Consider the following 24,050-nt stretch of genomic DNA (forward strand, 5'->3'; position numbering starts at 1 on the left):
ACGCGCTCGATGTCACCGGGGTTGCAGTCCAACGCTTCGCTCAGGACGGTGTCGGTCACGTCGCGGTGCCCGAGATGTCGGCGCATCCGCTGCCCGATTGGGGTGTCGGGGTGAATGACTTCTACGCCGAAGGTGCGGGCGCGGGTATCGAAGGCCAGCAAGAGTGTGTCGCCGTCTTTGGCCGACACGACGCCAGCAGCATCACGTAGGGAGCCAACTCGAGCGCCATGTGTCGACGTCAGTGGCCACGTCACCCGCACGATGCACTGGGGGCCGGCGAACTGGCGATCTCCAGACGGTTTGATTCCGAGTGCGGTCGCGGCCGCAACTGGCAGTGCTAGCCCCGAACCGCGCAGCAGCTCCCGTTCGACTGGTATCGATAACCGGATTTCGTTGTCCCCGTTGCGGAATGCGCCCCGCACGCTGTTCAGATCGGGGACTTTTGGCCAGCGATCACCTGCTTTGCGGCGCCTGATGATGCCGTCTTTGATGATGAACGCCAGCGTGTGCGTGTACGAGAAAACTGACGCCTCGGCGACGTCGGGAAAGCTGGTTAGGACGTCGGCGGTGAGCTCGTCAACACGGATGCTGCCGCCGGCGCGGTCGATGCGGGTACCGATAGCGGCGGCGATTCCGGAGTACTCCTCGACGTCCCAGACCCGCAGCCCCCACCGACGCCGGCTGGTGCGGATGAAGCGATTGTCCTTGTACAGCAGGGTCTTCAACGACCCCTCGGTTTGGTCGATGTCGGATCCGATCGCGGACAGAATCTCATCGATCGTGGCGGGGGTGCCGCGCATGTGCAGCACGGCCGCGGCTCGGACCGCCGCCGTGTCGCCCCACGGGACGTACTTCCCGCCGTACCGCTTCACCTGGACGTGGCTGCTGGCGTAGGCCGCGGCGCTGGCCGGGGTCATGCCGCTCTGTTCGAGGGCCTGGTGCAGTTGGGCGGCCGGCGGTGCCCCGTAGCGGGCGAATACAGCGTCGGCTGCTGCCGCGGCCCGTTCTTGACCACCTGCGGTCTGCCACCAGTCACCGGCCGGTGTGTACGGCCCGGCCACGTACAGCAGCATGTGGGCTACCTCGCTGCCCGGCTTGATACCGCGCTGCCGCAGGGCGGCGGTCACCGCTCTTGCCGGGGTGTACGAACCCAGTTGGCCGGCCAGCTCTCGGGCGCACTCCCCGACTTCCCGATGAGCTGGGTCGGTGAGCAGTTCGGCGAATCTGGCCTGCACTCGCGGCAGGTTCCTGCTCACCCAGGCCCAATGGACGCCGAGCTGCTCGGCGATGTCTTGGATGGTGCACTGCTGCGCCCCAAACAGCCGCCCGGACAGCATCAGTCGGTCTGCTTCGCCGAGCTCGTCGAAGAGGCGCTGGGTGGCAGCGGCCGCGCCGACCCGTGTGATGGCCGCCGGCATCCGGTAACGCTTCACGGTGTCCTCGGCCGCGTCCACCAGCGCCAGGACCGTCGCGTCGCCGGCGTATGGATAGCTCAGCAGTGATTGCACCGTCTCGCCGGCGATGTCGCCCCAGGTGGAGAATTCGGCGCCGAAGGCGGTGCGGGCCCGTACTGGCATACGCGCGTACGGGATGGGTGCTCTACCGATTGCGTCGAGGCCGGCAACGAGCTCACGCAGCGGCGTGTCCGCGGCCGTCTTAAGCCATTGGTCGGATCGCACCGCCGCATTCCCCCCTCGATTGGTGCCTACCACGACCGTTCGTGGCGGGCTGTCTATCCATTTTCCCCTGCGCTGGGCGCCCTCAACACACTAATTGCGCCGGGCTACGCAACTGTGCGGCAGTTATCGCATTCCCATCCGCGCTCGCACTTGGTACAGGTGTGCCGCTCCTCGCAAAGCCAGCAACGTTGGTTGCGCTTACGTTCAGGCTCTGCCGGCCGTGGGTCAGCGATCGGTCGGGACATGTCCTCCGGCGCGATGGCGCGGGCCGCGCATTCGTGCTGCAGCATGTATCGATGTCGGATCGCGTCGTCGCGAGCGTCTTGCTGTTCGGCTGTCATCGCCGGCCCGGCGCCTATTCGGAGGAAATCGCTGCACGTGGCCAGGCATTCGTCGCAGGGTCGGCCTTGCTCGCTGCTGGGGTTGGTGCAGCCCGGCAGAATGCACCTCGGCCTTTTCGCGGTGGTCATCAAGCTCGCCTCCATCGTTCGGTCGTTCAGCTGGCGGTCGTCGCGGCAGCCGCGGCCTGTTCACGCATGGCCCACAGGTCGCGCAGGTGGCAAGCGCCGATCGTGCCGTCGCAGGGTTCGCCGTGTTCGGCGCAGCCGCTGCCGGCGACGATGCCACGGCGCCACCGCAGCGCCCACTTGACGCAGTTGGAGCAGCTGGTGTGGGCGCACCCCGGCAGACGCGGGTTCTTTCGAGCGTTGAAGCTCCACCCCAGGCTGTCCGCGCTGCACAGCAGATCGCCATAGAGCTTGAGCCCCAGGGTCTTTACCCCGAACCCGTGCAGCGGAATTTCCGGGTCACGGTCGCGGATCGCTTCGAGAATGTCGCGGATTTCGCCGGTGTGCTGGCGCCGGCACACCGAGCCGACACCGACCAGCGGGTAGTTGGACAGGTCGACGCCGGCCGCGGCGTACATATCCGAGCACTGCAGGTACGTCTCGGCGGTTTGACCGCCTTGGAGTACAGGCATGAACGGTGACTCGGGGTGCCACTGGTCATCGCTGTCACGCCAGAGTTGTTCGAGCAGAACGAAGTTGGCGACGGTGCGGCGCTGGTGCTCCAGAACGGTGAGACCTGTCTTGGCGAGCATCGATTCTTCACACATCCAGTCCATCGGGCTGGCCCACTCGAGGTTGCCTATCTGCCGGTCGTAGCGCTTCACCGCGGCCACGTAGTCCTCGGGGGTGGTACGCCACCCCCCATACAGGGACAGCTCGGAGAATCCGCCGCTGTCCAGCGCCCAGCCCATCCGCGCTTTCGGCAGGGCCTTCCGGCGCGCGAGGCGCCGGTGAGAGACAAACAGCGGCACACCAACGTGATTGAGCCAACCGTCGATGTGGGTACCAAGGTAGAAAATTGGTGCAGTGGCCATGGAGACCGTTCCCCTCGCTGGGATTTTCGAGCCCGCCCCAATGGCTTGCTCCGCGATAGCGAGACTACACGGCGCTACCGACAAATCATGAAACCGGCTCCCCACCAACGCCATAAAGCTGTGTCGGCGCTGGTGGTCAGCGACATCTACTTCAACGTCGTGAGGGAACTCAATGCGTTCGAGGCCAACCCGGCACCACCGCCACCGGCCACGGCCAGCACGACCGCGCTCAGCACCAGGCGGCTGACCCGCTCGATCGCGTGCAGCACTTTGGCGGCCACGATGCCGGCGCCGGCACCGATCATCACCGCGGTGCTGTGCTCGGAGATGAAGCTCACGATGTCAGTCACGTTGTTACCTTCCGGTGGTTCAGGCCGCGCCGGCCGGGGCAGGCACGACAGCCGTGCGGGCCAGGACGCCATCCGCGGATTCCTTGATGGCCTTGACCTCTCGGTGGTGAAGACCAGTGGAATCGGTGATGCTGCGGCCAGATTCGTTCTCGTCATACATCCGCTGCAGGACTTCCCCGAGCTTCCCGGGGCTCAGGTCGGCGACCTTGCGGTAATCGGAGACCTCTTCGCGGACCACCGCCGCGATCGATTCCCACCACAGCCGTCGTTCAGCGGGGGTGCTCGGACCGTTGTTGGTCACAGCTGCCTCGACCGCGGCCGCGACCGGCGTCGACGGTGCGGAGCTCTCGGCGGCGCCGGCTTCCGGCTCGGTGAGCGACAGCAGACCCAAGGTGGAGCAGATCAACGACAGGTCCACCGCCACGGGCCAGAGCCAAGCGACGCTGCCGAGCACGCCCAGCATGAGCATCAGATCACGCAGGGAGAAGAACGACATGGTGAACGCGCACACCGCGACACCGACCGTCAGGAGCATGCCGACCCCGAGCACGATCGCGTCAACGAGTCGGTAGTCACGCCGGCGGGTGCGGATCAACAGGGCAACCGAATGCGTCGAACCCAGCAGGACCGCGGGAGGCACCGCGGCCGCAATCGCCGCCAGGAACCGCCGATCGACCGGTGCGCTCATCCAGGCATGGATGACGTTGCCGCCGATCGACACCGCCATGGCGAACAGCAACCACCCCCAGAAGAACTGGCGGGCCTGGGACCGGGCGCGCTGCTCGGGCGTTTTGGCCGGCGCGGCCGGGCCCGGTGCCGGGGCGGCAGCAGCCGGGATGTCGACCTGGATAGGGGCCGACGCTGGCGCCGCTGCCGGCGCACCGGCCGGCAGGGCGGTGGTGGCTACCGTCGTCGCCACGGTGTGGCCGTTGCGGGTGGGGGCGTCGTCGAGGACGGTCATGTCGAGCTACTTCCCTTCGTATGGAGGTGGAGCGACGTCGGCCGAGGGTGGCCCGAATCGGTTTGCAGCGCAATGCAAATCGCGTGCGTTCGGGCACGATGGCCGGAGCGTAACAGGTCGGGTGGACACGGTCGATAGATCGGTTTGGGGCCAGGTCAGCAGGGCTTCGCCCCGGCCAGTCAGGCCGGGGCCGCGGTTTTTGGGCGGTCATGCTTGCGGGCTTTGGCCGTGCTCGTGACGCTGACGTACTGCCCGCACTCCGGGCAGGTTCCGCGGGGGCTGCACAGCCGCAGGTTGGCTCCGGGCACGTACTTGCGCGAGCCCGGGCACTCGGATGGGTCGAGCGGCTTGGGCGCTTTGGTGGTCCATTCCACGGGTGCCGAGGGAAAGCACTTGCTGCACAGAACGGTGCCATAGGCCGCGACGGCGTCGGCCTCGGACTCGCCGGAAAGGTCGGGGAGCCAACCGATTCGGGTGGTGATGCGCAGGCTGTGGCACATCGTCGAGCTGTGAATGTGCCCGCCCTGCACCACGAAAAACCGGCTCCATTGGCCGTGGGTGAGCCACACCTCCTCGAGCTGCTCGACCACGGCACGGGCAGCGGTGACCGCGTCACGCGTCGCCTTGTGAGCGGCCAATGCATCGGCGGCGCGCTGTGGTGCACGTTCCAGCCGCCACGCGGCGACCGGGCCGAGGCTTTCGACGTTGCCGCCGGCCACCGCCTCGGCCGCGGTGGTCGCGTCGGCAAGCGTCATGGTCCAGGTGAGCTCACTGCTGCGGCCGCGGCCGCGGCGCCGCTCGGTATCCCCGGCTGCGCGGTGAATGTCGTTGGCTGCGTTGTTCGCCCGGACCTGCGCGGTGTACAGGGTGGCCGCGGCTTCGGCCAGTTTCGCGTCGTGTGCTTTGGCCTGGGCCTTGGTGTAGGTGGTGGCGGTGCTGTTCGTGCTCATGTCTCCATCTTCACCACAAACTATTAATTGAGTCAACCGTTACTGTTGATCCAATCAATAGTTGTCGGGTATCGTGGCATTCGCCAGGTCGTCACACAGAAGGGATCCGAGACCATGAGCGTCATCACCGCCGTACCCATCAGCAGCGACGATCCCCGCGTGTACACCGACCCGTACCCCACCGCCATCGGCTCCGACGTGGTTCGGGAGGACTGCTGGAAGTGCGGCGGCGACGGCCTTTTTCACGGCGTCTCGGGCTGGAAGATCAAAAACCCCCGCGGCGCCGGCGCCATCAAGGGCTGCTTCGCCTGCATGGGCGCCGGGTACCGCCTGGTGAAGGTGTCCACCGTCCGCGCCCGGGTCCGCCGCAACGTCAAAGCCACACTGCGACACGACCAAGAGGTGGCCAACCACGCCGCCAATGCCGCGCGTTACGCCGCCGAGGAGTACGCCGCGGCCTGGGATGAGGCCCACGCCGAGCAGGCCTGCCGCGACGCACTGAACAACACTCCTGCTGGCGCCGTCGGCGACAAACTGCGCGACCTCACCGGCCGCGTCGAGGTCGCCATTTCGTTCGAGGTAGACGGATTCCGCGGCTACGGCACCGATTACAAGCGCCTGGTGGTTCTCAAACTCCCCACCGGCCAAGTCCTCAAGACCACCGGAACCGGCTCCAGCCTGTTCGGAGTCGACCGCGGCGATCAGGTCACCATCGTCTCGGCCACCGTGTCCGGCACCGGCGACTACAAGGGCCAGCTGCAAACCGTGCTCACCCGCGCCAAACTGCGCGTCGACGTCCCCGCCCACGCGGCCGGCGACGCACCTGCCGAGGCCCGGCCCGCATGACCCATACCATTGAGCCGATCAACAGTTATGGTTCGCCGGAGACGGCGGCCCGGACAGAAACGGCACCGATGAACTGGACCTCGTACCTGACCTACACCGCGCCAGGCCTGTCCCCCGCCGACACCGACGCACTGCGCGACACCATCGGCGCCGTCGACCTCAACTACGACCACAGCGACGGCAGGCTGCAGGTGACACTCGAGGTGGATGCCGACACGCTCGATCAGGCCACCACGGCCGTCCTGGGTACCGCAGCGGCCGCCACCGGCCTGCTCAAGCCGACCCGCCTGTATGTCTTGTCCAGCGCGGACGCGGCCGCCGAGAAAGCCCATCCCGCACCTATCGACCTCGACCTGATCGGCCTCACCGAGGTCGCCGCGGAGCTGGGGGTGTCACCGCAGCGCGCAGACAAGCTCGCCGCCGGCCCCGACTTCCCCCGCCCGGTCCTGCAGACCCCCACCGGCCGGCTCTGGACCCGGTCGTCCGTGCGTGCCTTCAAGAACGTCTGGGACGAGACCAAAAATCCACGGGGCGGCCGACGCCGCCGCACCACCATCACCATCGAACAACACTGACCCCCAACGTCATTCACTCCACAGGAAGGTTCCACCATGACCCACCACCTGCTGATGGCCGCCCACCACTCCGACCCGTTCCAGCAGTTCATCAACGCCATGTTCCGCGGCGCCGGCTACCACATCGGCTACGTGTTCGCCTTCGCGATCGCCGCGATCGTCGCCGGCTACTTCCTGGTGAAATTTCTCCGCAGGGACCGGGGCGTCGATCCGCGTACGGGGCGGCGGTAAGCCATCATGGCGCGGCTGATGAGCGTGGCACTCACCACTGACGCGGTGCGCTCCCGACGCAAGACGGTCACCCGCCGCGTCGGATGGCAGATGCTCAATCCTGGCGATCAGTTGACCTTGTGCCCCAAAGTCCGCGGGCGTCGCCGCGGCGAGCAGCTCGACCGCATCGTCACCGTCGACGTCGTCGCCGTGCGCCGCGAACCCCTCAACACCATCACTGCCGAGGACGTCACTGCCGAAGGCTTCCCCGGCATGTCGCCGGCCGAGTTCGTCGAATTCTTTTGCGCCACCCATCACGGTGTCACTCCAGATACGGAGATCACCCGCATCGAATGGCGTTATCCGCGGGTGTGCCGGGCCTGCGGCTGCACCGACTACGCCGCGTGCGACACCGTCATCGGCCCGTGCGCATGGCTGCACGCTTATCCCGACAACACCGGGGTGTGCACGGGCTGCGCGAGCTCGGTGGGGGCATCGTCGGCGTGACCTCACCGCTGATCGTCAGCGCCGAAACACGGGCCTGGGCGCAGACCGCCAACTACACCATGGCCGAGGACGAGGACGGCACCGTGGTGTTCCGCTCCGAAACCGATAGTTCCGCACGGTATTTCATCCGCCGACGCGGCGTCGACCGCCTGCAGCTGAGCCAGTCCGATGAAGACGACGGGGAGCGTCCAGTACTGTTCGTCGCCCAGGCCGAGGTCCTGGAGCGCTACCTGTTGGCACTGTTTGTTCTATAGCCACTGACTTGTTGTTGCTATGCTCGCTCCACCCTCGGGCTGGGAGCCAACATGCAGACATGGTCGGTGGTTCGCTACGACATCAACGTGCTCGCTCACGGTTGGCCGACGGAGATCACGGGCCCGATTCCTGACATCGGCGACGTGTTGTCGCGTTGGAAAGACGTTGATGGACAGCGCTTTCTCATACGCAGCGACGGGTTTGTCGATGTTCGAGTCAACGCGTTCTTGGCTTCCGCTCGGATGCGAGTGCTTGCGAGTAACACAAACCGTGACTACGCACAGTCGCTGTGTTTGTGGCTGAACTTCTTGCAGACCAGTGGACGCGTGTGGTCTGAAGCGACCGAGGAAGACACAGAGGATTTCGAGTTCTGGAGGCGCACCGACCCGAACAACCTGACTCCTGTTGGCGCTTCGGCTTTTTCGAAGGATATTGCGGCGTGCAAGAAATTCTATTCGTGGGCCGCGGAGCGGTTCGCAGATGTCGTCGACATCTTCCTGTCCGTTGATTCGCCGCCGTCTAAGCGGTCGGCCAGAGTTCGATGGCTCGATCCTGCCGCGGTAGATCGTTGGCGCGATGTTGGGTTGCGTGGCCGGGATCTTCGGGGCCACAGGGACCGATCGTGCCGCACCCGCAATGAGCAGCGCGATGTCGCGTTTTTCGACGGACTGTATGGAACGGGGTTACGGCTGTCGGAATGGGCTTCGGTCACGATCGATGAACTTCCAACACTGGGTGTCGACCGGCCCTTCTATAAGTGTCACTTGGCCGACAAATGTGCCAAGGGTGGCTATGGCCACCCGTATTGGATGCCGCGGCACGTGCTGGCGGGGATTTGTGCGTATGTGGAGGGTTCCAGGGCCCGGGCTGTTCGCGGCGCCCAAGAGAGCGGTCGCTACGCGCAACTGGGCGACGCGATCGTCGTGGGCGTCGCGAAGCGACCAGGAACGGTAAGACTGCCCGACGGTAACGGTGGATTCATCGACCGCGCTTGGAACACGACCGGTCCAGCGTTGCGCCGCAGGCTATTTCGCCGCACGCAAGCTGGTCTGGAGCCATTGTGGTTGTGGCTGAACGAAAATGGTCTCCCGCGCGACGCGCACGGATGGCACCACACGTTCGCTGCAGCGAACGATCGTATCGCCGCACTGGGTGTGGAGAACTTCACCTGCACACCGCATATGCTGCGGCACTCCTTCGCCCTGCGGTGGTTCTCCATTGGGAAACTGGTCTATTCCTCGAGACTCGGTCACCTCTCAGAGGAGGAGGCCCGTGATTTCCGAGTCCAATTCGGTGATACCTGGCACCTGGTGCAGACGATGTTGGGGCACCGGCATGTCGAAACTACCAGGAACGTCTACCTGGAACCCTTCCGGGCGCTCGACGTCGAGGTGTTGCTTGCGCAGACCCAGGGCTTACCGGTGGCGGGATTGATGGCCGAACTTTTCGGCGGCCACGCAATGGTCCTCGGAGACCCGGTGGCGCGCAAATGAGTCGGCGTGGTCGCGCCGCTCGGCTTCCCGAACCAGCACACGCAACACCGCGCGGTGTTCTCGCCGACGGAACGACGGTCCGCTGCTTCGAGGACGGCAACAGTCAGCCAAAAGACTTCGACTGTTCACGTTTGCCGGTGAGCCCGGAGCTGCAACGCATGTTTGCCGAGGCGTTCGCCAAACGCACAGGCCCGGGCGGCACTTTACGGTCGATGGCGTCGATCGGCGACGCGTTTCGAGCGATGCACCACTTTGCGCAATATCTTTCGGGTCTACCGCGTCCACCCGTGAGCCGATCGGGCCTGCGTCCGCGCCACATCGACGGCTTCTTGGCCGAGCGTCGCGCTGCGGGTGCCATCTGGAAGCTCACCGAGGAGTCGCGCGGAGTGAAAATGACTCTGCGCCAGCTCGATTCGTGGAATCCGGACATGGTGGCCAAACTCGCCGAGCCCCATCCGCGACCAGTGCGGTCCGGTAAGCGTCACCAGAGCTACAGCCGTACCGAATTCCAGCGGATCGCCGCAGCGGCGCGCGCCGACCTGCGGCGGGCCGCGCAACGCATCCGAGATAATCGTGCGTTGTTGGAGCAGTACCGATTGGGCCAGTTAGATGATCCGACCCGCCGACTCGAATTGCTCGACTATGTGGAACGGCACGCCGACGTGCCACGCCGAGGCGGCGACTTCCCGAGCAAGGCGCAGTTGACTGCCAAGTGGGTGCGCGGTTTCGGAGGGACCCGGGACATCATTCGGTGGGCACATTTGAATCCGCTGGAAGTCAGCGCCGGTGCCGTGTTGTTGGCCGTGCTGACCGGGCAAAATCCGTACGTCATCATGAAATGTCCTGCTACACATCACCGCGCCGACGGCGATGCGGGCGGACCGAAGACCGCCATTGTCGGGATGCGCAAGCCCCGTCGTGGCAGCCGCGCCGACATGGACGTCGCACTTGCCGCCGTTCCAGATTGGATCAGCATCCCCGACGACCCGACCACGCTGTCGCGCCGCGATGAACTGCACACGGCCTTCGGTGTCTACATGTTGTTGTATGAGCTGACCGCATCGACGCGCAGAATCGAAGGCAGTGGCCGGTTGATGGTTGCCTACTGTTCAAATGGCGCCCATGGTAGGGGTATCCGCGCGCATGGATCGGCTGAAGGATGGATACGGCCATGGTCGCGACAACAGGGGCTACTGTGCGATTCTGTCGAGGGCGTACCACCCAAGCCACTCGAGGTGTCGCTAGTTCGACTACGAATGACTTACCTTGAGCTACACCAGAAACCGGTGGCGCACACCGAACAAACCCTCATTGACGACTATCTGGGGCGAAACCGCGGCAACCTGGTTGAATACCGCCGAGTTGTCGCCGATGCCTTGAGCGAACAGGTCGCCAAAGCCCGCGCCTTGCCCGTCATGTCCGCGCTGTCGGCGGCCGAAGTTGCTCAGGCGCACGCCGATCCGACGGCGTTGGCATCGGAATTATCGTTGTCCCACACCGATGTTCGCCGCATGCTCCAGGGCAAGTTGGACACCGTGATGAATGCCTGCATCGACAATCACCACGGACCCTACGGTGACCCGGGCCAGCCGTGCCGCGCCTCATTCATGCTGTGCCTCAGTTGTCCATGCGCTCGCGCGTTGCCTCGGCACCTGCCCGTGCAGACCCTGGTGTTCGATCGTCTGGCTGAACGTCGACACCAGATGACCCCGCTGACGTGGACGACGCGTTTTGCCCTCCCACACGCCCAGCTATCCGATCTGCTGTCGAATTATGACGAAGACCAACTCAGCGCAGCGCGCGCCGCCACCACCGATGACCATCGCGAGATCGTGGACCGATTCCTCAACCGGGAGTTGGACATGCGATGACGACACCGCATCGGCGCGCTACGCGCCACCACGACCAGGTTGAATGTCCCGACCCGACCACACCGGTTCTCCTGCGGCGCGTATTACGCCCAGATGCCGACACCGCTGTGCTGTCTCGGTATGCAGACGATGTGTGGCGCTTCGATCACGGAATCTTCGAGGAAAGCGCGAAGATCACCAGCATCAACTTCAAGCTGGCCCCAAAATCCTTGCGAGAATGCGCAAAACGCTACGTGTGGGTGCTGGTCAACACCGACCCGCCGATGCAGCTCCGAAGGACCACGGCCACACGCCCATCGCTGTACACCATCAGGATGTGCTGGTATCCGTTCCGCACGTTCTTGAATTGGCTTCACAAACAACGTATTACAGCGTTCTGCGAAGTGACACCCGAGTTGCTCGATGACTATCTGGTCTACGTCGGCAGCACTCAGCCCAGCGTCGAGCAGATGCACCGATGCGTCGGCGAGGTCCGTCGACTCTGGGGATACCGCTCGGCACTACCGGAATCGATGCGGCTACCCGAGATGCCGCCCTGGGGCGGTGAATCGGCCGGCGCCCTTCTGGGCAATGCCCGCTCATACATGGAGAACCTCACGCCACGAATCAACGAGAACACGATGCAGGCACTACTACTGTGGGCACTGCGATTCGTCGAAGACTTTGCCGATGACATCATCGCCGCCCACGAGGAGTTCCTCTTCCTGCATGCACGCGGGCCGGACGTGACGCCCATTGCGGAGCAAGACAGGACCCGGCTGCCACAGGGTGGGGCGATCAAGATCGTCGCCGAATACGCCGAATCGCTTCGGCAAGAACAGGGATTGCTGCCGGGCAGGATCAACGAGCAAGGTGAGCGCGAAATCAACTTCCCTTATATCGGCCGGCTCATCGGTATCCCACGGCTGCCGGCGGCGTCCTACTCGACCGCCCGGTCGGTGTTAACCACCTCAGGCTTGCCGATCGATGATGACGCGTACCTGTCCACCCCGATCATCGCCACACTGCAGGGACGGCCCTGGCATCCTGGACGCTTCTCTTACAACCAGACCCGCCACCTGATCCGGCATCTGCACACCGCCTGCCTGATCGTGGTCGCCTACCTCTCCGGTGCTCGGCCCGCGGAGGTCTTGAACATTCGTCGTGGTTGCATCGAACGGGACGATGCCAACGACATGTATCTGATGTCAGGCGTCTATTTCAAGAACGCCGTCGACGAGCAAGGCAACAAAGTGCCCGCCGGCCTACAGCGGGCCGACCCGTGGGTGGTGGTGCAGCCGGTTGCCGACGCCATCCGGGTACTCGAACGCCTCCACGACGAAGAACTACTGTTCACCAATCGATTCGATCTGACACGCATCTACGCCCCGCGTCGATCGGGGGGACTAGCGCTAAACACTCAGGCAGCCACCGACAGTGTGCACCGATTCATCGATTTCGTTGACCGGCTGTGTGCCCACCACCACATCGATCCCATTCCGCCGGACCCGCACGGCCAGCTGACCATCAGCCGATTTCGCCGCACACTGGCATGGTTCATCCGCCGCCGACCTCGCGGGCTGGTCGCCGCGTCGATCCAATACGGTCACGTACACACACGGATGATTCAGGGCTACGCCGGCGCCTACGACTCAGGTTTCCCTGACGAGCTGGCCTTCGAGGATTTCCTGGCCAGGTTGGAACAATTCGCCGACGACGAGCAGGCCCTGAGCGATGGGGAACACGTATCCGGACCAGCCTCACAAACCTACCGCCAGCGTCTGAGCGCAGCCAACGGCCGCTTCGCCGGCTACACCCTGACCAGCAAGAGGCAAACCCGCGACTTGCTGTCCAATCCATTGCTGCAGATCTACCACGGCGAGGGAATGACCTGCGTATTCGACGCGACCAAAGCGGCCTGCCAGCTGCGAGGAGCCCGCGACGATCCGCTCGTGACACCCGACATCGACGACTGCCGGCCCAGCTGCCGCAACATTGCTCGGACCGATCGCAACATGGCCACAGTCCGCCAACACCGGGACCGGCTTGCAACAACAGTGTTGGACCGAGCCGCCCCACCACTACGGCACCAACGCGAACAACGAGAACTCGATCGGATCGAGACAATCATCAAGGACCACGATGACGGCCACTGAAACAGACCCGGTACGCAAAAAGATCGTAGCGGCCATGGACCGCTTGATGGCCGGCAAACCGCTGCGATCAACCGGTCGGCTCAACGTATCCCAGTTGGCCGTCGAGGCCGGTGTTGCGCGATGGCACCTCACCCATCAGCACGTTGATCTCAAAGAGATGTTCCAAGCGCACGTCCGCAACGAAGGCACGACGCCGGCCCCGTACCGGGGCACCGCCGACGCGTTCGATGATCTGCAACAAGCACATCGAGCGCTACAAGCACACTGCGCCGAGTTGGAGCGGAAAATCACGTTGTACGCCAACGTTATTCAACTCCTTGCCGCGGAGCGGGCGACGAAGCTGCAGGGGCGGCCTGTGACCGATATTGCTTCGCGCCGGATGACGCCACGCTAAACGGTCGCGAGGTGTAGCCAGCACAGCATAACCGCGCGCCACAAACACCACCGGTAGCCAACGACGCCCCGTGCTCGGCGCGGGGCGCGACGGCAGCATGGCGCCGCGCCGCCTTATATCGGAAAGGGCGCACGGATCCAAAGGGCTCAATACCACGGTGGCGGAACTGAAATCGACGGTCGAACGGCTCGATCGCCCAGCTCGACCGGGCCCACGGAACGCCGGCCGTGAACATCCCGTTGCAGAGAGACGCAGTGGATCGAGAGGTCGTTGTTAGTGGTCGTGGCCGGCGAGCACGAGGGTGTCTGTCAGAGTGCCGTCCACGAAGTAGGCGCGGCAGTCGTATCGGTCGTGCAGGCTGCCTCCGACTTCGTTGGGAGCGTCTACTGCGACCGTCACGCTCCACACCGTGATGCGGGAGTGATCGATGCCGCTGAGGGGACCTTGCGTGAGGGTGAACAGGTCTTTGGCGTCCGGGTCGAGAGGGCTGGTGGCCACGTCGGTGTTCGACAGCGTAGCGGCCGCCGGTGCGACGAGCCGGTTGCGGACCTCAGCGTCGCACCGGTCTTGCGCGGTACGCTCGATCGAGTTGACAGGCCCCGAAGCGCGCGTGTTGAGGACGATCACCACTGCCACCGCCAACGCGACCAGGATCACCACCGCCGCCATCAACCCGATGCGTGTGCGGCTGCGGCGTGGCCGCCGCGGGGTTGTGTTCATCGTCGCGCTCTCCACATCCTTGTCGGTCAACTCACCAGCGGGCCGACTGGCCTGCCTCCGATCGGCCGGAATCGGTACCAGCACAGTCAGGTTGGATTTTCAGTGATGGCCGAGGTCGTCATGATCTTCATCGTCGCTCTCTCGATGGTAGTGATGAACGTGGTCATGGTTGGCGGGCAAACCTGGCTGGTGGTGATCGTGACTGGTATGGCCTTCATGACCGTGGCCGCCGTCGTGCCCCGCGTCGGGTGAGCCGCCCATCATGCGCAGCATCGGGATGCCGCCGGTGCGGACGAAGCGCAACACCAGACCCGCGGCGAGCAGCAGGAAGACGATGTTGAGCCACGTGGTGTAGTTCCAGGAGATGCCGCTCTCCATCACCATGGCGTTGCGCTGCGTGGGAATGAGACCCGTTGCACCGAAAAGCAATTCGACGAGGTAACCCGCCGCGACCATCGAGACGTAGAACGTGGCCAGCAGCGTCAGCATCATCCGGGTGCCGTAGTACTTCCGGTAGATGTTGAGGATCGGCAGGATCAGCAGGTCGGCAAAGATGAACGCGACCACGCCGCCGAAGCTGATACCGCCGTTCCACAGCACCGCCGCCAGGGGCACGTTCCCGATGGAGCAGACGAACGACACGATCGCCACGACGGGCCCGACGATCGGCCCCCAGATCGCCGACCACGTCGGATCGTCGGCGAGAAAGAAGTTCTCCCAGAACGCATTTGGCACCCACGCAGCGATGGCACCGGCGATGAGCAGACCGATTATCAGGTCGCGCAGGATCGCCGCCCACTCCATGACGAACACATGCGAGACCGACGTGAGGCCAGGTCCCGAGAACAGGCGCCTGACGAACGAGCCCTCGCCCTGCACCGACATGTCCATGGCCGCATGCCCTTCCATCGAGCCCGCGATGCCCTGGTCTGCCTGCACGCGGGCCTCGTCGATGAGGCGGCTGCGCACGAACAAGCGGAACAGCACCGCCAGCACGACGATCATGATCGGGCCGCCGACGAATTCGGCGGCGGTGAACTGCCAGCCCATCAGCAGCGCCAGGATGATGCCGAGTTCGACGACGAGGTTGGTGGAGCCGATCTCGAATGCCATCGCCGCGGTGAAGTTGGCGCCTTTGCGAAACAGCGAGCGCGCCAACGCCACTGCCGCGTACGAGCACGACGACGATGCCGCACCGAGTCCCGCGGCCACGGCGAGGGTCTTGGGCTTGTCGTCGCCGAGGAGGCGGACGATGGTCGATTTCCGGACGACGGCCTGCACCACCGCCGACAGCGCGAACCCGAGGATCAGCGCCCAGAGAATCTCCCACGTCATCGAACCGGCCAGGGCCAGTGCATGACCGATCGCCCCCATCATCGTGCTCATATCGAAGTCCTTCCGTGGTCGGAAATCGGGTCGCCATGCGCCTGGCCAATATACCCCATTGGGGTATATTGGCCAGTGTGTTCTTTGACTCCGCTGGTCGGGCCTTCGACGGTGGCCGGCGTGACTGATGTGCTGGATACAGGAGAGAAGGATCGCAATGGGCCCGTCCCCGCTAAACGTGCAATTGGGCCGCCGCGGCTTCCTGGCCGCCACTATCGCGGGTGGGTTCGCGCTCGCCGGCTGCAGTAGCCGGCCACCAGCCCCGCCCGCCGCGCCTAGTGGCGGGTTGTCTGCCGCGATCGCCGCGGCGGAGGCGGCGCGGCCGCATACGGGCCGCGCCGTCACCGCGGCGTTGACCCCGCAGGCGGCCACCGTGGACCTGGGCGGCCCCACGCTGCGCACGCTGACCTACGGCGCCACCATCCCGGCTCCGGTGATCCGAGCCAACGTGGGCGATGAGCTTGCGGTCACCGTGACCAACCGGCTCGATCACCCCACGTCGGTGCACTGGCACGGCATCGCGCTGCGCAACGACATGGATGGTGCACCGCCGGCCACCCCGAACATCGATGCTGGCAAGGAGTTCACTTACCGGTTCTCGGTACCACATTCGGGCACCTACTGGGCTCATCCGCACGTTGAACTCGACGCCGACTACGGACTGTATGTCCCAGTGATCGTCGACGACCCGCGCGAGGCGGGCGGCTACGACGCCGAATGGATTGTCGTGCTGGATGACTGGACTGACGGCATCGGGAAGACGCCGCAGCAGATTTTCGATGAGCTGCGCAAGAACGGCATGGGCGGCATGCCCGGTATGGGGGATATGCCGGGTATGGGCGATATGCCGGGCATGGGAGGTACTCCGAGCGCCGGTGGCATGGCGCCGATGGGCGGGATGTACACCAGCGCGTTGCTCGGTGGGGACGCGGGCGACGTGAACTACCCCTACTACCTGATTAACGGGCGTATCCCGGGTGCGCCGACCACGTTCACCGCTAAACCCGGCCAGCGGATCCGCCTGCGCATCATCAACGCCGGGTCGGACACGGCGTTTCGGGTGGCGCTGGCCGGGCACACGATGACGGTCACGCACACCGACGGTTTTGCGGTGATCCCGACCGAGGTGGACGCCCTGCTGGTGGGGATGGGCGAACGCTACGACGTCCTGGTCACCGCCGCCGACGGCGTCTTTCCGCTGGTGGCGCTGGCTGAAGGCAAAAACGCGGTGGCGCGTGCCCTGCTGTCCACGGGCACGGGAAGCCCGCCCGATCCCGGCTTTCAGCCGACCGAGCTGACCAAGCGGGTCGGTACGGTCGCGATGTTCACCGCCACCGCGCCGGTCGACCTTGGCGCACGCACCCCCGACGTCAACCTGGAAGCGGTGTTGGCGGGCGACATGATGCAATACAACTGGACCATCAACGGCGCCGCATTCGACAAAACCCAGCCGCTGCAGATCAACCAGGGCCAGCGCGCCGTGCTGACCTTTACCAACAACACCGAGATGTGGCACCCCATGCATCTGCACGGCCACACATTCCAGATCATCAAACCTGACGGCAGCCTCGGCGCTCGTAAAGACACCGCGGTCGTGCTGCCCAAGCAGAAGCTCGCGGTCGCGCTGGTCGCCGACAATCCGGGTGTGTGGATGATGCACTGCCACAACACCTATCACCAGGCCGCCGGGATGATGACCAGTCTCAACTACCGGCCCTGACGGCCGGGCCGCCGTCGTTCTGCGGGTGACCGTAGCCCGGTCGCCGGCAGAACGGACGGCTGGCACGTTCCGATTCGCAGTGACGGTCAGCGCCGCTCGGGACAGCCGGGGCAGCCGGCGTCGCAGCACGGGCAGTCATCCATCGGCATGGACATCGTCATGGGCTTGGACATCATCGGCGCCATGGCCGCCATGTTGCACCACATCATCGCCGGCTTCGGGCCACCGGCGTTGTACGCCACGGCCATCGGATCGGGCCCGGTGACATCGAAATAGATTTTGCCCGTGGCCGATTGGCCCTCGGACAGGGTGGCGGCGGAGATACCGGCCGGGGTGGCCAACTGCCACAGGACCGGGTACTGCGTGTGCCCGGCACCCATCGCGCCGAAGTTGGGGATCACCGGTGTCACCGCACCGGCCGCAGCGCGCACCGTCACCGTCGCTTCCCACAACCGCCCGGCCAGCGGGTAGCCCGGAGCGGCATCGCTACTCGGGCGGAGGTCGGTCAATGTCCACTCGGCGGTCGCCGCCCCACCGGCATCGGTCAACTGTTGCTGTGACCCAAGCTGGTGCGGACATTTCATCGCCGCGGCGGCAAGCGGCGCCCCCATCGTCATCAGCGCAAACAGCGCCACCGCCGCCATGATCAGCCGCCGGACCGCACGCACCATAGCCATTCACCTTTCCTCAAGCCTACGTAGATACTACGTACACTAGTACCAGGTGCCGCGCGGGCGGGCGAATACCCGCGACGTACTTGCGCTGACGCCACCTTGGTCCGCGATGCGACGACGTCAGCGTGAAGTTCGCGTGAAGCTCCTTTGAACCCGACAGCTTTTCGCGCACGGTGAGCTTCGGGGCGGCCAGCGCCGTCGGTTCGTCGGCACTGTCACGATAGTGCCGCCCCGGTGATGACGTGCGGGGCGGTACGCCGAGGTACTCACCTTGACACCCTCCAGGTAGCAGCCAGTCCCGAGGGATCATCCACGGCCCACCGCAGGGCGCCCTATGCCACCTCCACGTTGCCGGTGCGGCGCTTTGTGCGTGCCGGTCGGGCGTGGTTCATAACCGTTTCATCTTCATCCAGGCGGTGATGGCGCGCCGGATGACTCCACCGCGCTCGTTGAGGTTGTGCTTGTCGTGGCGGTAGCCACGATGAGGGCCGGGCCGAGGCCGACCGGCACCGCTGGTCGCACCGAGGTGACTGATCGGATCGGGAACATCGACCGATCACCGGTCTGACTGGATCGGGTGAACCGTGGTGCTGAACCCGGAGTATCTTCGAGCGGGGGAACCCTGCAGCGCCGCGGGTCTCATGGGCGGTCGGGACGAATCCCTATGCAAGGCCACGTGTTAACGCACGAGTATCCGTCCATGGGGCAAGGTGTGGCTTCGTGCGGTTTCGGGCTACCACGACTTCACTGGTTGCCCGAACACGGGGACTGCGCGGTGTCAAGGGTGTGACGACGACCGACCACCGTCGTCAATGTCGACGCCAGAGTCGGTCTCGGTGTCATTCGTTGTGGGTCCCGCGTCCGATTGCGGACCTTTAGAGTGCCCGCCGGCCGCGCGCACACCCTGGTCTCCGGCATCAAGGAGATTCCTTGTACCTCTGAGGTTTTCGGCCGCTTGGTTGATCTCGGGGGTGGCCCCGCTGCAGCAGCAGACGGGCGGGGTGGGACCGGGCATGGTGTTTCCTTCGGGGCGTTGGGATGGGTGCACGGGTTAGCGGCCGGTGCCTGTCGAGATGCTCGTGAAGCCGCGCAGTCTCAGGCTGTTGCCGACGACGAACACGCTGGAGAACGCCATGGCGGCGCCGGCGAGCATGGGGTTGAGCATGCCGAGCGCCGCTACCGGGATCGCTGCCACGTTGTAGGCGAACGCCCAGAACAGGTTGATCTTGATGGTCGACAATGTCTTGCGGGACAACCTGATTGCATCCACGGCGCTGAGCAGATCACCGCGCACCAGGGTGATGTCGGACGCCTCGATCGCGACGTCAGTCCCGGTGCCCATCGCCAGTCCCAGGTCAGCCTGCGCGAGCGCGGGCGCGTCGTTGACGCCGTCGCCGACCATCGCGACGATCTTGCCCCGGGCTTGCAGCCGGGCCACCACGTCGACCTTGTCTTCTGGCAGTACTTCGGCGATCACCTCGTCGATACCGACCTCGGACGCGATCTGGCGGGCCACGGCCTCGTTGTCACCGGTCAGCAGCACCGGCGTCAACCCGAGCTCACGCAATCGCGAAACCGCCTCGGCGCTGGTCGGTTTGACGGTGTCGGCGATCACCAGAGCACCCCGCGCGGCGCCGTCCCACCCGACGGCAACGACGGTCTTGCCCTGGCCCTCGGCACGGGACTTGGCTTGTGCCACCTCAGAACTCAGGTGCTGCGACCAATCGGCCAGCAGCGCCTCGCGTCCGATGACGACAGCGCGGCCGTCGATGATGCCCTGGACACCTCTGCCCTCGATGTTGGCGAAACCTTCCGCGGTGGGCAGGGTTCCGGTCTCCTCGGCAGCTGCCTTGGCGATGGCCGCAGCGATGGGGTGCTCGGAAGCGTTCTCCAAAGCGCCGGCCAGGCGCAGCAACTGGGCGCGGTCAACGCCGGGCTCGGTCAGCACATCGACCAGCGTCATCTTGCCGGTCGTCACTGTTCCGGTCTTGTCCAGCACGACGGTGTCGACCGTGCGGGTGGACTCCAGCACTTCGGGGCCTTTGATCAGGATGCCCAGCTGGGCGCCGCGGCCGGTACCCACCAACAACGCCGTCGGTGTCGCCAGCCCCAGGGCGCAGGGGCACGCGATCACCAGCACCGCGACTGCTGCGGTGAACGCGGCCGCGGCCGGGAACCCGGCTCCCAGCCACGCACCCAGGGCGATGACCGCGATGGCGATGACGATGGGCACGAACACCCCTGAGACCCGGTCGGCCAGGCGTTGCACCTCGGCCTTGCCGGTTTGGGCGTCCTCGACCAGCTTGGCCATTTGCGCCAGTTGTGTGTCGGAGCCGACGCGGGTGGTTCGGACGACCAGTCGCCCGCCGGCGTTGACGGTTGCGCCGGTGACGGCGTCACCCTCGCCGACCTCGACCGGTACCGATTCACCGGTCAGCATCGAGGCATCCACGGCCGAGCTGCCCGACACCACGACGCCGTCGGTGGCGATCTTCTCGCCCGGCCGCACGACGAACTCGTCGCCGACCACCAGCTCGCCGACCGGGATCTTCGTCTCAATGCCGTTGCGCAGCACCGATACTTCTTTGGCGCCGAGCTCCAACAGGGCCCGCAGGGCCGCGCCGGCCTGGCGCTTGGACCGCTTTTCGAAATAGCGTCCGGCCAGGATGAACATCGTGACGCCGGCCGCGACTTCGAGGTAGATGTTGGCGGCTCCGTCGGAGGGCTGCAGGGTCAGCTCGAACGGGTGCTTCATGCCCGGGGTTCCCGCGGTTCCGAAGAACAGCGCATACAGCGACCACAGGAATGCACTGAGTGTGCCCATGGAGATCAGCGTGTCCATGGTGGCGGTGCCGTGGCGGAGGTTGGCCCACGCGGCTTTGTGGAACGGCCATGCGGCCCACACGATGACCGGCGCAGCCAACGTCAGTGAGGCCCACTGCCAGTTGGTGAACTGCAGCGCCGGAACCATCGCCACCGCAATGACCGGTACGGCCAGCACGATTGATCCGATGAGCCGGTTGCGCAGCGACATCAGCTCAGGGTCTTCATCGCGGTCTTGGTGCTCTTCGTGCTCGTCCTCTCGGGGCCGTCGCACAGTGGCTGTATAGCCGGTCTTTTCGACCGCCTCGACGAGCTGTGCAGGGTCGTATCCGTCGGGCACGCTGACGGTTGCCTTCTCCGTGGCGTAGTTGACGGTGGCTTCGACGCCCTCGAGCTTGTTCAAGTTGCGTTCGATCCGGTTTGCGCAGGAGGCGCAGGTCATTCCGCTGATCTGCAATTCGACATGGGTACCAGTTGTCGACGTGGAGGTAGACGTGGAGACAGTCATGGTGCCGCTCCTCTCAATGATTCGATGGGCGTTGATGTTTCGATCAGTGCGTACCGGCATGACTGTCGTCTCGCTGGCCGCCGGCGGGCTGGCTGCCATCGCCAGACTGTGCGTCTACGACGAACGTAGCCGTGCGCACCGTTCCGTCGATCTGAAAATCCAGGTACAGCAAGTACTTTCCGGGAGTCGGGGCTTCGGCTGCGAACGAGATCGTAGGTCCACCGGTTTGCCCCGGCGTGGGTTCACTGCCTTCGGGGTGCACGTGCAGGTAGGCCAAGTCGCCGCCGCGCAGCGCCACGAGGTGGCCGAACGCACCCAGATAGGGCTGCAGGTTGGTGACGGGTGTCCCGTTACGCGACACGGTCGCAGCGAGATTGCGGGTGGCACCGGCAACCAGATCGCCCGCGAGGGTCACGGTGTACCCCGCCACCTGGTCGACGGTCCGCGCAATGCCCGGATCCACGGGGGTGAACGCTCCCGCGACCTCCACCGAGCGGGTCAAGGTCAGCTTCGGTGCAGCGGGTGCGTCGGCCGGCTGGAAGTCGGTGAACACGCGGTATGTGCCAGCGGCCCGCCACCGCCAGGGAATCGACCATGTTCCCGTCGCTGCGTCCAGCGTCGGGTGAACGTGCCGGAATTGGCTGCCGTCGGCCCGCACCACGATCAGGTGTAGGTCACGATCGTGGGTGGTGGCGAATGTGGTCAGCGGCGTCCCGCTCGCGGTGTGAATCCGGAATCGCAGAACCCCGTCGACGTCAACGGCGCCCGGTGCGCTCACCTCCGACAGCAGGTATCCGTTCTGGCTCAGGGACAGGCCGGGCAACTCCGGTGCAGCCGCGTCGGGCCGGTGCGTGCCATGGCCCGGCGCCTGGCTTTCCTGTTGCCACGCGTGAACAGCACTGCCAGGGACAACCGCGTTCGACACGGCGAACGCGCCGCCGAACGCCACCACCAATCCGGCGCCGTACGCCGCCAGCCGTCCCGCAGCGTTCATGAGACCCGCACGGCCGCATACCCGGCTTCACTGACCGCGGACACGACGTCATCGACATCGATGTCGGCCCCGGTGACTGCGAGGCGTCCCGTCTGGGCACTGACCTCGATTCCGCTCACGCCGGGCACCCGGCCCACCTCTTCGCGAACCGACATTTCGCAGTGCCCGCAGGTCATCCCGCTCACTTCGAATTCGATGGTCGTCATGGTGCACACTCCTTCTTGTTGCGATTGCGACATGAATACCCACCTGGGGTACGCCCACCAATGCACACGTCGAATGTATACCCCGCTGGGGTATGTGGCAAGGCGTGTTCCTCCTACTGAACATGCCGAGCGGATGCCTGCCACCACGGCGTATACCGCCTAGCGGGTATTCGCGCAGGCGTCGTTGGATCGGCCTCGCATCGATGCTCACGCAACCGCCCGATGCGCCTCCGTCTTACCCGGTATGGGTATACGGAAGGATGTGAGTGACCGCCATGGCGGCGCGGGCGGTGAGATCGGCGATCGCTCGCAGCCGATCGGACGCCCAGGCGTTGATCTGCTGGACGGCATGCCTGAGTACCACCGTCACTGGCGCCGCCGGGCAGCGCGTCGCACATGCGGCGCCGCACTCACAGCGCGACAGTTTTCGGGCCTGTACCGATGCTTGCCGGTGCGCTCGCGAGCGCAGCACCCCATGGCGCGTCGATCATCCCGGGGTGAGGTCGCCGTGGTGTCGGCGATCTCACACTCGCCAGCGGGGTCCCAAACGCGTCCCCACGCATGCCAACTCAACCCCTGGTAGCTCGGGATTGATCTGATCAGCTCCGTTCCATCACGGCCACCTCGACGCCGACCGATTGTCGAAACCCCTATCGCTCTTGCCCTCCTCGACTTGCCCGGCGCCACACCCAGCTCGATCGCAGCCGGCGGTTGCTTTGCCGGCACGGCAGCAATCTATGTATCTGCTTAGTAAGAACACACTTGCGGCCGATCCGGTGATACCAAGAAACGTAGTACGTACGTAGATGATTCAAGCGGGAAGGGCAGGAGCAATGCGTAGAGGTGGATCGACAATCCTCGCGGCCGCAGCGATTTTCGGCATGATGACCATGGTTGCACCCAGCGCCTCGGCCAGTCACACGTCGTCACATCAGTCGCGATCTGATCAACATTCGGCGAGCAATGTCCGTGGACCTGCGATGAGGGCGACCCCGGGCACCCGAAGCCTGGAAACCCATGGCACCCAGGTTCCTGGGGCCGTGTGGCCGGCCAGCCGGGGGTCGACTCTGCAGTTGTGGCTCGCCAGCAGGCAACCGCATGCGCATGCGCCGAAAGTCGATTCAACCGTCCGTCAAAGCCGTTGACGATTGACGGCCGCGACGACAATCGTTTGCACCGTGATATCCCAAGCCGGATACGGAGAACCCGCTCGGTCGTCGGTTGGCCCCAGTCCGCATGCGTCGATACCCGTGGCGTACCTGATACTGGCGGTCGATCTTGCGATGAGCAATGCCCAATCCGACTGCATGGCACAACCTTTCGCGCAAGCGTAAAGGTCCATCAACATTTGAACTTAGCATGAACGGGGTGACAATGTTCTGTGCGACCAACAAGATAAGACAATGATTGCG

The 24,050-nt window shown here is 65.1% G+C and carries 20 protein-coding genes and 1 pseudogene; 10 read left to right on the forward strand and 11 right to left on the reverse strand.

Translation table 11 applies throughout. The features are described from left to right. The 5 genes from VXD91_RS03830 to VXD91_RS03850 form a co-directional block, all read right to left on the reverse strand. Positions 1-1,577: hypothetical protein (locus VXD91_RS03830; protein ID WP_346414675.1), on the reverse strand; the 1,577-nt coding region annotated here is incomplete at its 3' end. A 598-nt stretch (positions 1,578-2,175) separates the two neighbouring features. Further along, entirely contained in the window at positions 2,176-3,060 is an 885-nt protein-coding gene (locus VXD91_RS03835) for a hypothetical protein (protein ID WP_293023765.1), read from the reverse strand. Positions 3,061-3,206: 146 nt separating this feature from the next. Then, complete coding sequence (locus VXD91_RS03840) at positions 3,207-3,410, reverse strand: hypothetical protein (protein ID WP_293023768.1); 204 nt, start codon at positions 3,408-3,410, stop codon at positions 3,207-3,209. A gap of 19 nt (positions 3,411-3,429) precedes the next feature. Further along, entirely contained in the window at positions 3,430-4,371 is a 942-nt protein-coding gene (locus tag VXD91_RS03845) for a DUF2637 domain-containing protein (RefSeq protein WP_293023771.1), read from the reverse strand. A 179-nt stretch (positions 4,372-4,550) separates the two neighbouring features. After that, entirely contained in the window at positions 4,551-5,321 is a 771-nt protein-coding gene (locus tag VXD91_RS03850) for a hypothetical protein (protein WP_293023774.1), read from the reverse strand. 114 nt (positions 5,322-5,435) lie between these two features. Here VXD91_RS03850 and VXD91_RS03855 point away from each other — a divergent pair, with 114 nt between their 5' ends. The 9 genes from VXD91_RS03855 (at position 5,436) to VXD91_RS03895 (ending at position 13,607) form a co-directional block, all read left to right on the forward strand. Next, entirely contained in the window at positions 5,436-6,167 is a 732-nt protein-coding gene (locus tag VXD91_RS03855; protein ID WP_293023776.1) for a hypothetical protein, read from the forward strand. Continuing rightward, positions 6,164-6,742 carry a hypothetical protein gene (locus VXD91_RS03860; RefSeq protein ID WP_293023778.1) on the forward strand — a complete coding sequence of 193 codons (579 nt, stop codon included), beginning with the start codon at positions 6,164-6,166 and terminating at the stop codon, positions 6,740-6,742. The genes VXD91_RS03855 and VXD91_RS03860 overlap by 4 nt, the downstream gene beginning before the upstream one ends. Positions 6,743-6,778: 36 nt before the next feature. After that, positions 6,779-6,973, forward strand: coding sequence for a hypothetical protein (locus VXD91_RS03865; RefSeq protein ID WP_293023781.1), 195 nt, complete (start codon positions 6,779-6,781; stop codon positions 6,971-6,973). Between the two features lie 18 nt (positions 6,974-6,991). After that, the gene (locus VXD91_RS03870; protein WP_293023784.1) at positions 6,992-7,459 is read left to right on the forward strand and encodes a hypothetical protein; all 468 of its coding nucleotides are present in this window, start codon (positions 6,992-6,994) and stop codon (positions 7,457-7,459) included. Next, the gene (locus VXD91_RS03875) at positions 7,456-7,713 is read left to right on the forward strand and encodes a hypothetical protein (RefSeq protein ID WP_293023786.1); all 258 of its coding nucleotides are present in this window, start codon (positions 7,456-7,458) and stop codon (positions 7,711-7,713) included. The genes VXD91_RS03870 and VXD91_RS03875 overlap by 4 nt, the downstream gene beginning before the upstream one ends. Positions 7,714-7,764: 51 nt before the next feature. Next, entirely contained in the window at positions 7,765-9,207 is a 1,443-nt protein-coding gene (locus tag VXD91_RS03880) for a site-specific integrase (RefSeq protein ID WP_293023789.1), read from the forward strand. Between the two features lie 137 nt (positions 9,208-9,344). After that, positions 9,345-11,078: a hypothetical protein gene (locus VXD91_RS03885; RefSeq protein ID WP_267325100.1), complete on the forward strand. Its 1,734-nt coding sequence runs from the start codon at positions 9,345-9,347 to the stop codon at positions 11,076-11,078. Beyond that, the gene (locus VXD91_RS03890; RefSeq protein ID WP_138230742.1) at positions 11,075-13,213 is read left to right on the forward strand and encodes a hypothetical protein; all 2,139 of its coding nucleotides are present in this window, start codon (positions 11,075-11,077) and stop codon (positions 13,211-13,213) included. The genes VXD91_RS03885 and VXD91_RS03890 overlap by 4 nt, the downstream gene beginning before the upstream one ends. Then, positions 13,200-13,607, forward strand: coding sequence for a hypothetical protein (locus VXD91_RS03895; RefSeq protein ID WP_138230743.1), 408 nt, complete (start codon positions 13,200-13,202; stop codon positions 13,605-13,607). Before VXD91_RS03890 ends, VXD91_RS03895 begins: the two co-directional genes overlap by 14 nt. 273 nt (positions 13,608-13,880) lie before the next feature. Here the strand turns inward: VXD91_RS03895 and VXD91_RS03900 are convergent, their stop codons facing one another. Next, positions 13,881-14,327: a hypothetical protein gene (locus VXD91_RS03900; protein ID WP_061000276.1), complete on the reverse strand. Its 447-nt coding sequence runs from the start codon at positions 14,325-14,327 to the stop codon at positions 13,881-13,883. A 231-nt stretch (positions 14,328-14,558) separates the two neighbouring features. Continuing rightward, a pseudogene (locus VXD91_RS03905) lies at positions 14,559-15,713 on the reverse strand (permease); the annotation flags it as partial. Between the two features lie 157 nt (positions 15,714-15,870). On the opposite strand from VXD91_RS03905, the gene VXD91_RS03910 reads away from it, so the two are divergent. Next, the gene (locus VXD91_RS03910) at positions 15,871-17,433 is read left to right on the forward strand and encodes a multicopper oxidase family protein (RefSeq protein ID WP_061005148.1); all 1,563 of its coding nucleotides are present in this window, start codon (positions 15,871-15,873) and stop codon (positions 17,431-17,433) included. Between the two features lie 86 nt (positions 17,434-17,519). On the opposite strand, the gene VXD91_RS03915 is transcribed toward VXD91_RS03910, so the two are convergent. The 4 genes from VXD91_RS03915 to VXD91_RS03930 form a co-directional block, all read right to left on the reverse strand. Further along, a complete protein-coding gene (locus VXD91_RS03915) occupies positions 17,520-18,104 on the reverse strand; it encodes an MPT63 family protein (RefSeq protein ID WP_061005146.1) in 585 nt (194 codons plus the stop codon). Between the two features lie 1,054 nt (positions 18,105-19,158). Then, positions 19,159-21,438 carry a heavy metal translocating P-type ATPase gene (locus tag VXD91_RS03920; protein ID WP_061007243.1) on the reverse strand — a complete coding sequence of 760 codons (2,280 nt, stop codon included), beginning with the start codon at positions 21,436-21,438 and terminating at the stop codon, positions 19,159-19,161. A gap of 43 nt (positions 21,439-21,481) precedes the next feature. Beyond that, positions 21,482-22,432 (reverse strand): hypothetical protein, encoded by a 951-nt coding sequence (locus tag VXD91_RS03925; protein ID WP_061007241.1) that lies wholly within the window; start codon positions 22,430-22,432, stop codon positions 21,482-21,484. Next, positions 22,429-22,638: a heavy-metal-associated domain-containing protein gene (locus tag VXD91_RS03930; RefSeq protein ID WP_061007242.1), complete on the reverse strand. Its 210-nt coding sequence runs from the start codon at positions 22,636-22,638 to the stop codon at positions 22,429-22,431. The genes VXD91_RS03925 and VXD91_RS03930 overlap by 4 nt, the downstream gene beginning before the upstream one ends. Positions 22,639-24,050 lie beyond the last annotated feature (1,412 nt).

It is taken from the genome of Mycobacterium sp. SM3041 (assembly GCF_039668335.1).
Lineage (GTDB): Bacteria > Actinomycetota > Actinomycetes > Mycobacteriales > Mycobacteriaceae > Mycobacterium.

Coding starts and splice junctions, on each gene's coding strand:
- VXD91_RS03835 (WP_293023765.1), bottom strand. CDS start 3,060: ATGGCCACTGCACCAATTTTCTACCTTGGTACCCACATCGACGGTTGG.
- VXD91_RS03845 (WP_293023771.1), bottom strand. CDS start 4,371: ATGACCGTCCTCGACGACGCCCCCACCCGCAACGGCCACACCGTGGCG.
- VXD91_RS03850 (WP_293023774.1), bottom strand. CDS start 5,321: ATGAGCACGAACAGCACCGCCACCACCTACACCAAGGCCCAGGCCAAA.
- VXD91_RS03855 (WP_293023776.1), top strand. CDS start 5,436: ATGAGCGTCATCACCGCCGTACCCATCAGCAGCGACGATCCCCGCGTG.
- VXD91_RS03860 (WP_293023778.1), top strand. CDS start 6,164: ATGACCCATACCATTGAGCCGATCAACAGTTATGGTTCGCCGGAGACG.
- VXD91_RS03865 (WP_293023781.1), top strand. CDS start 6,779: ATGACCCACCACCTGCTGATGGCCGCCCACCACTCCGACCCGTTCCAG.
- VXD91_RS03870 (WP_293023784.1), top strand. CDS start 6,992: ATGAGCGTGGCACTCACCACTGACGCGGTGCGCTCCCGACGCAAGACG.
- VXD91_RS03880 (WP_293023789.1), top strand. CDS start 7,765: ATGCAGACATGGTCGGTGGTTCGCTACGACATCAACGTGCTCGCTCAC.
- VXD91_RS03890 (WP_138230742.1), top strand. CDS start 11,075: ATGACGACACCGCATCGGCGCGCTACGCGCCACCACGACCAGGTTGAA.
- VXD91_RS03895 (WP_138230743.1), top strand. CDS start 13,200: ATGACGGCCACTGAAACAGACCCGGTACGCAAAAAGATCGTAGCGGCC.
- VXD91_RS03900 (WP_061000276.1), bottom strand. CDS start 14,327: ATGAACACAACCCCGCGGCGGCCACGCCGCAGCCGCACACGCATCGGG.
- VXD91_RS03910 (WP_061005148.1), top strand. CDS start 15,871: ATGGGCCCGTCCCCGCTAAACGTGCAATTGGGCCGCCGCGGCTTCCTG.
- VXD91_RS03915 (WP_061005146.1), bottom strand. CDS start 18,104: ATGGTGCGTGCGGTCCGGCGGCTGATCATGGCGGCGGTGGCGCTGTTT.
- VXD91_RS03920 (WP_061007243.1), bottom strand. CDS start 21,438: ATGACTGTCTCCACGTCTACCTCCACGTCGACAACTGGTACCCATGTC.
- VXD91_RS03925 (WP_061007241.1), bottom strand. CDS start 22,432: ATGAACGCTGCGGGACGGCTGGCGGCGTACGGCGCCGGATTGGTGGTG.
- VXD91_RS03930 (WP_061007242.1), bottom strand. CDS start 22,638: ATGACGACCATCGAATTCGAAGTGAGCGGGATGACCTGCGGGCACTGC.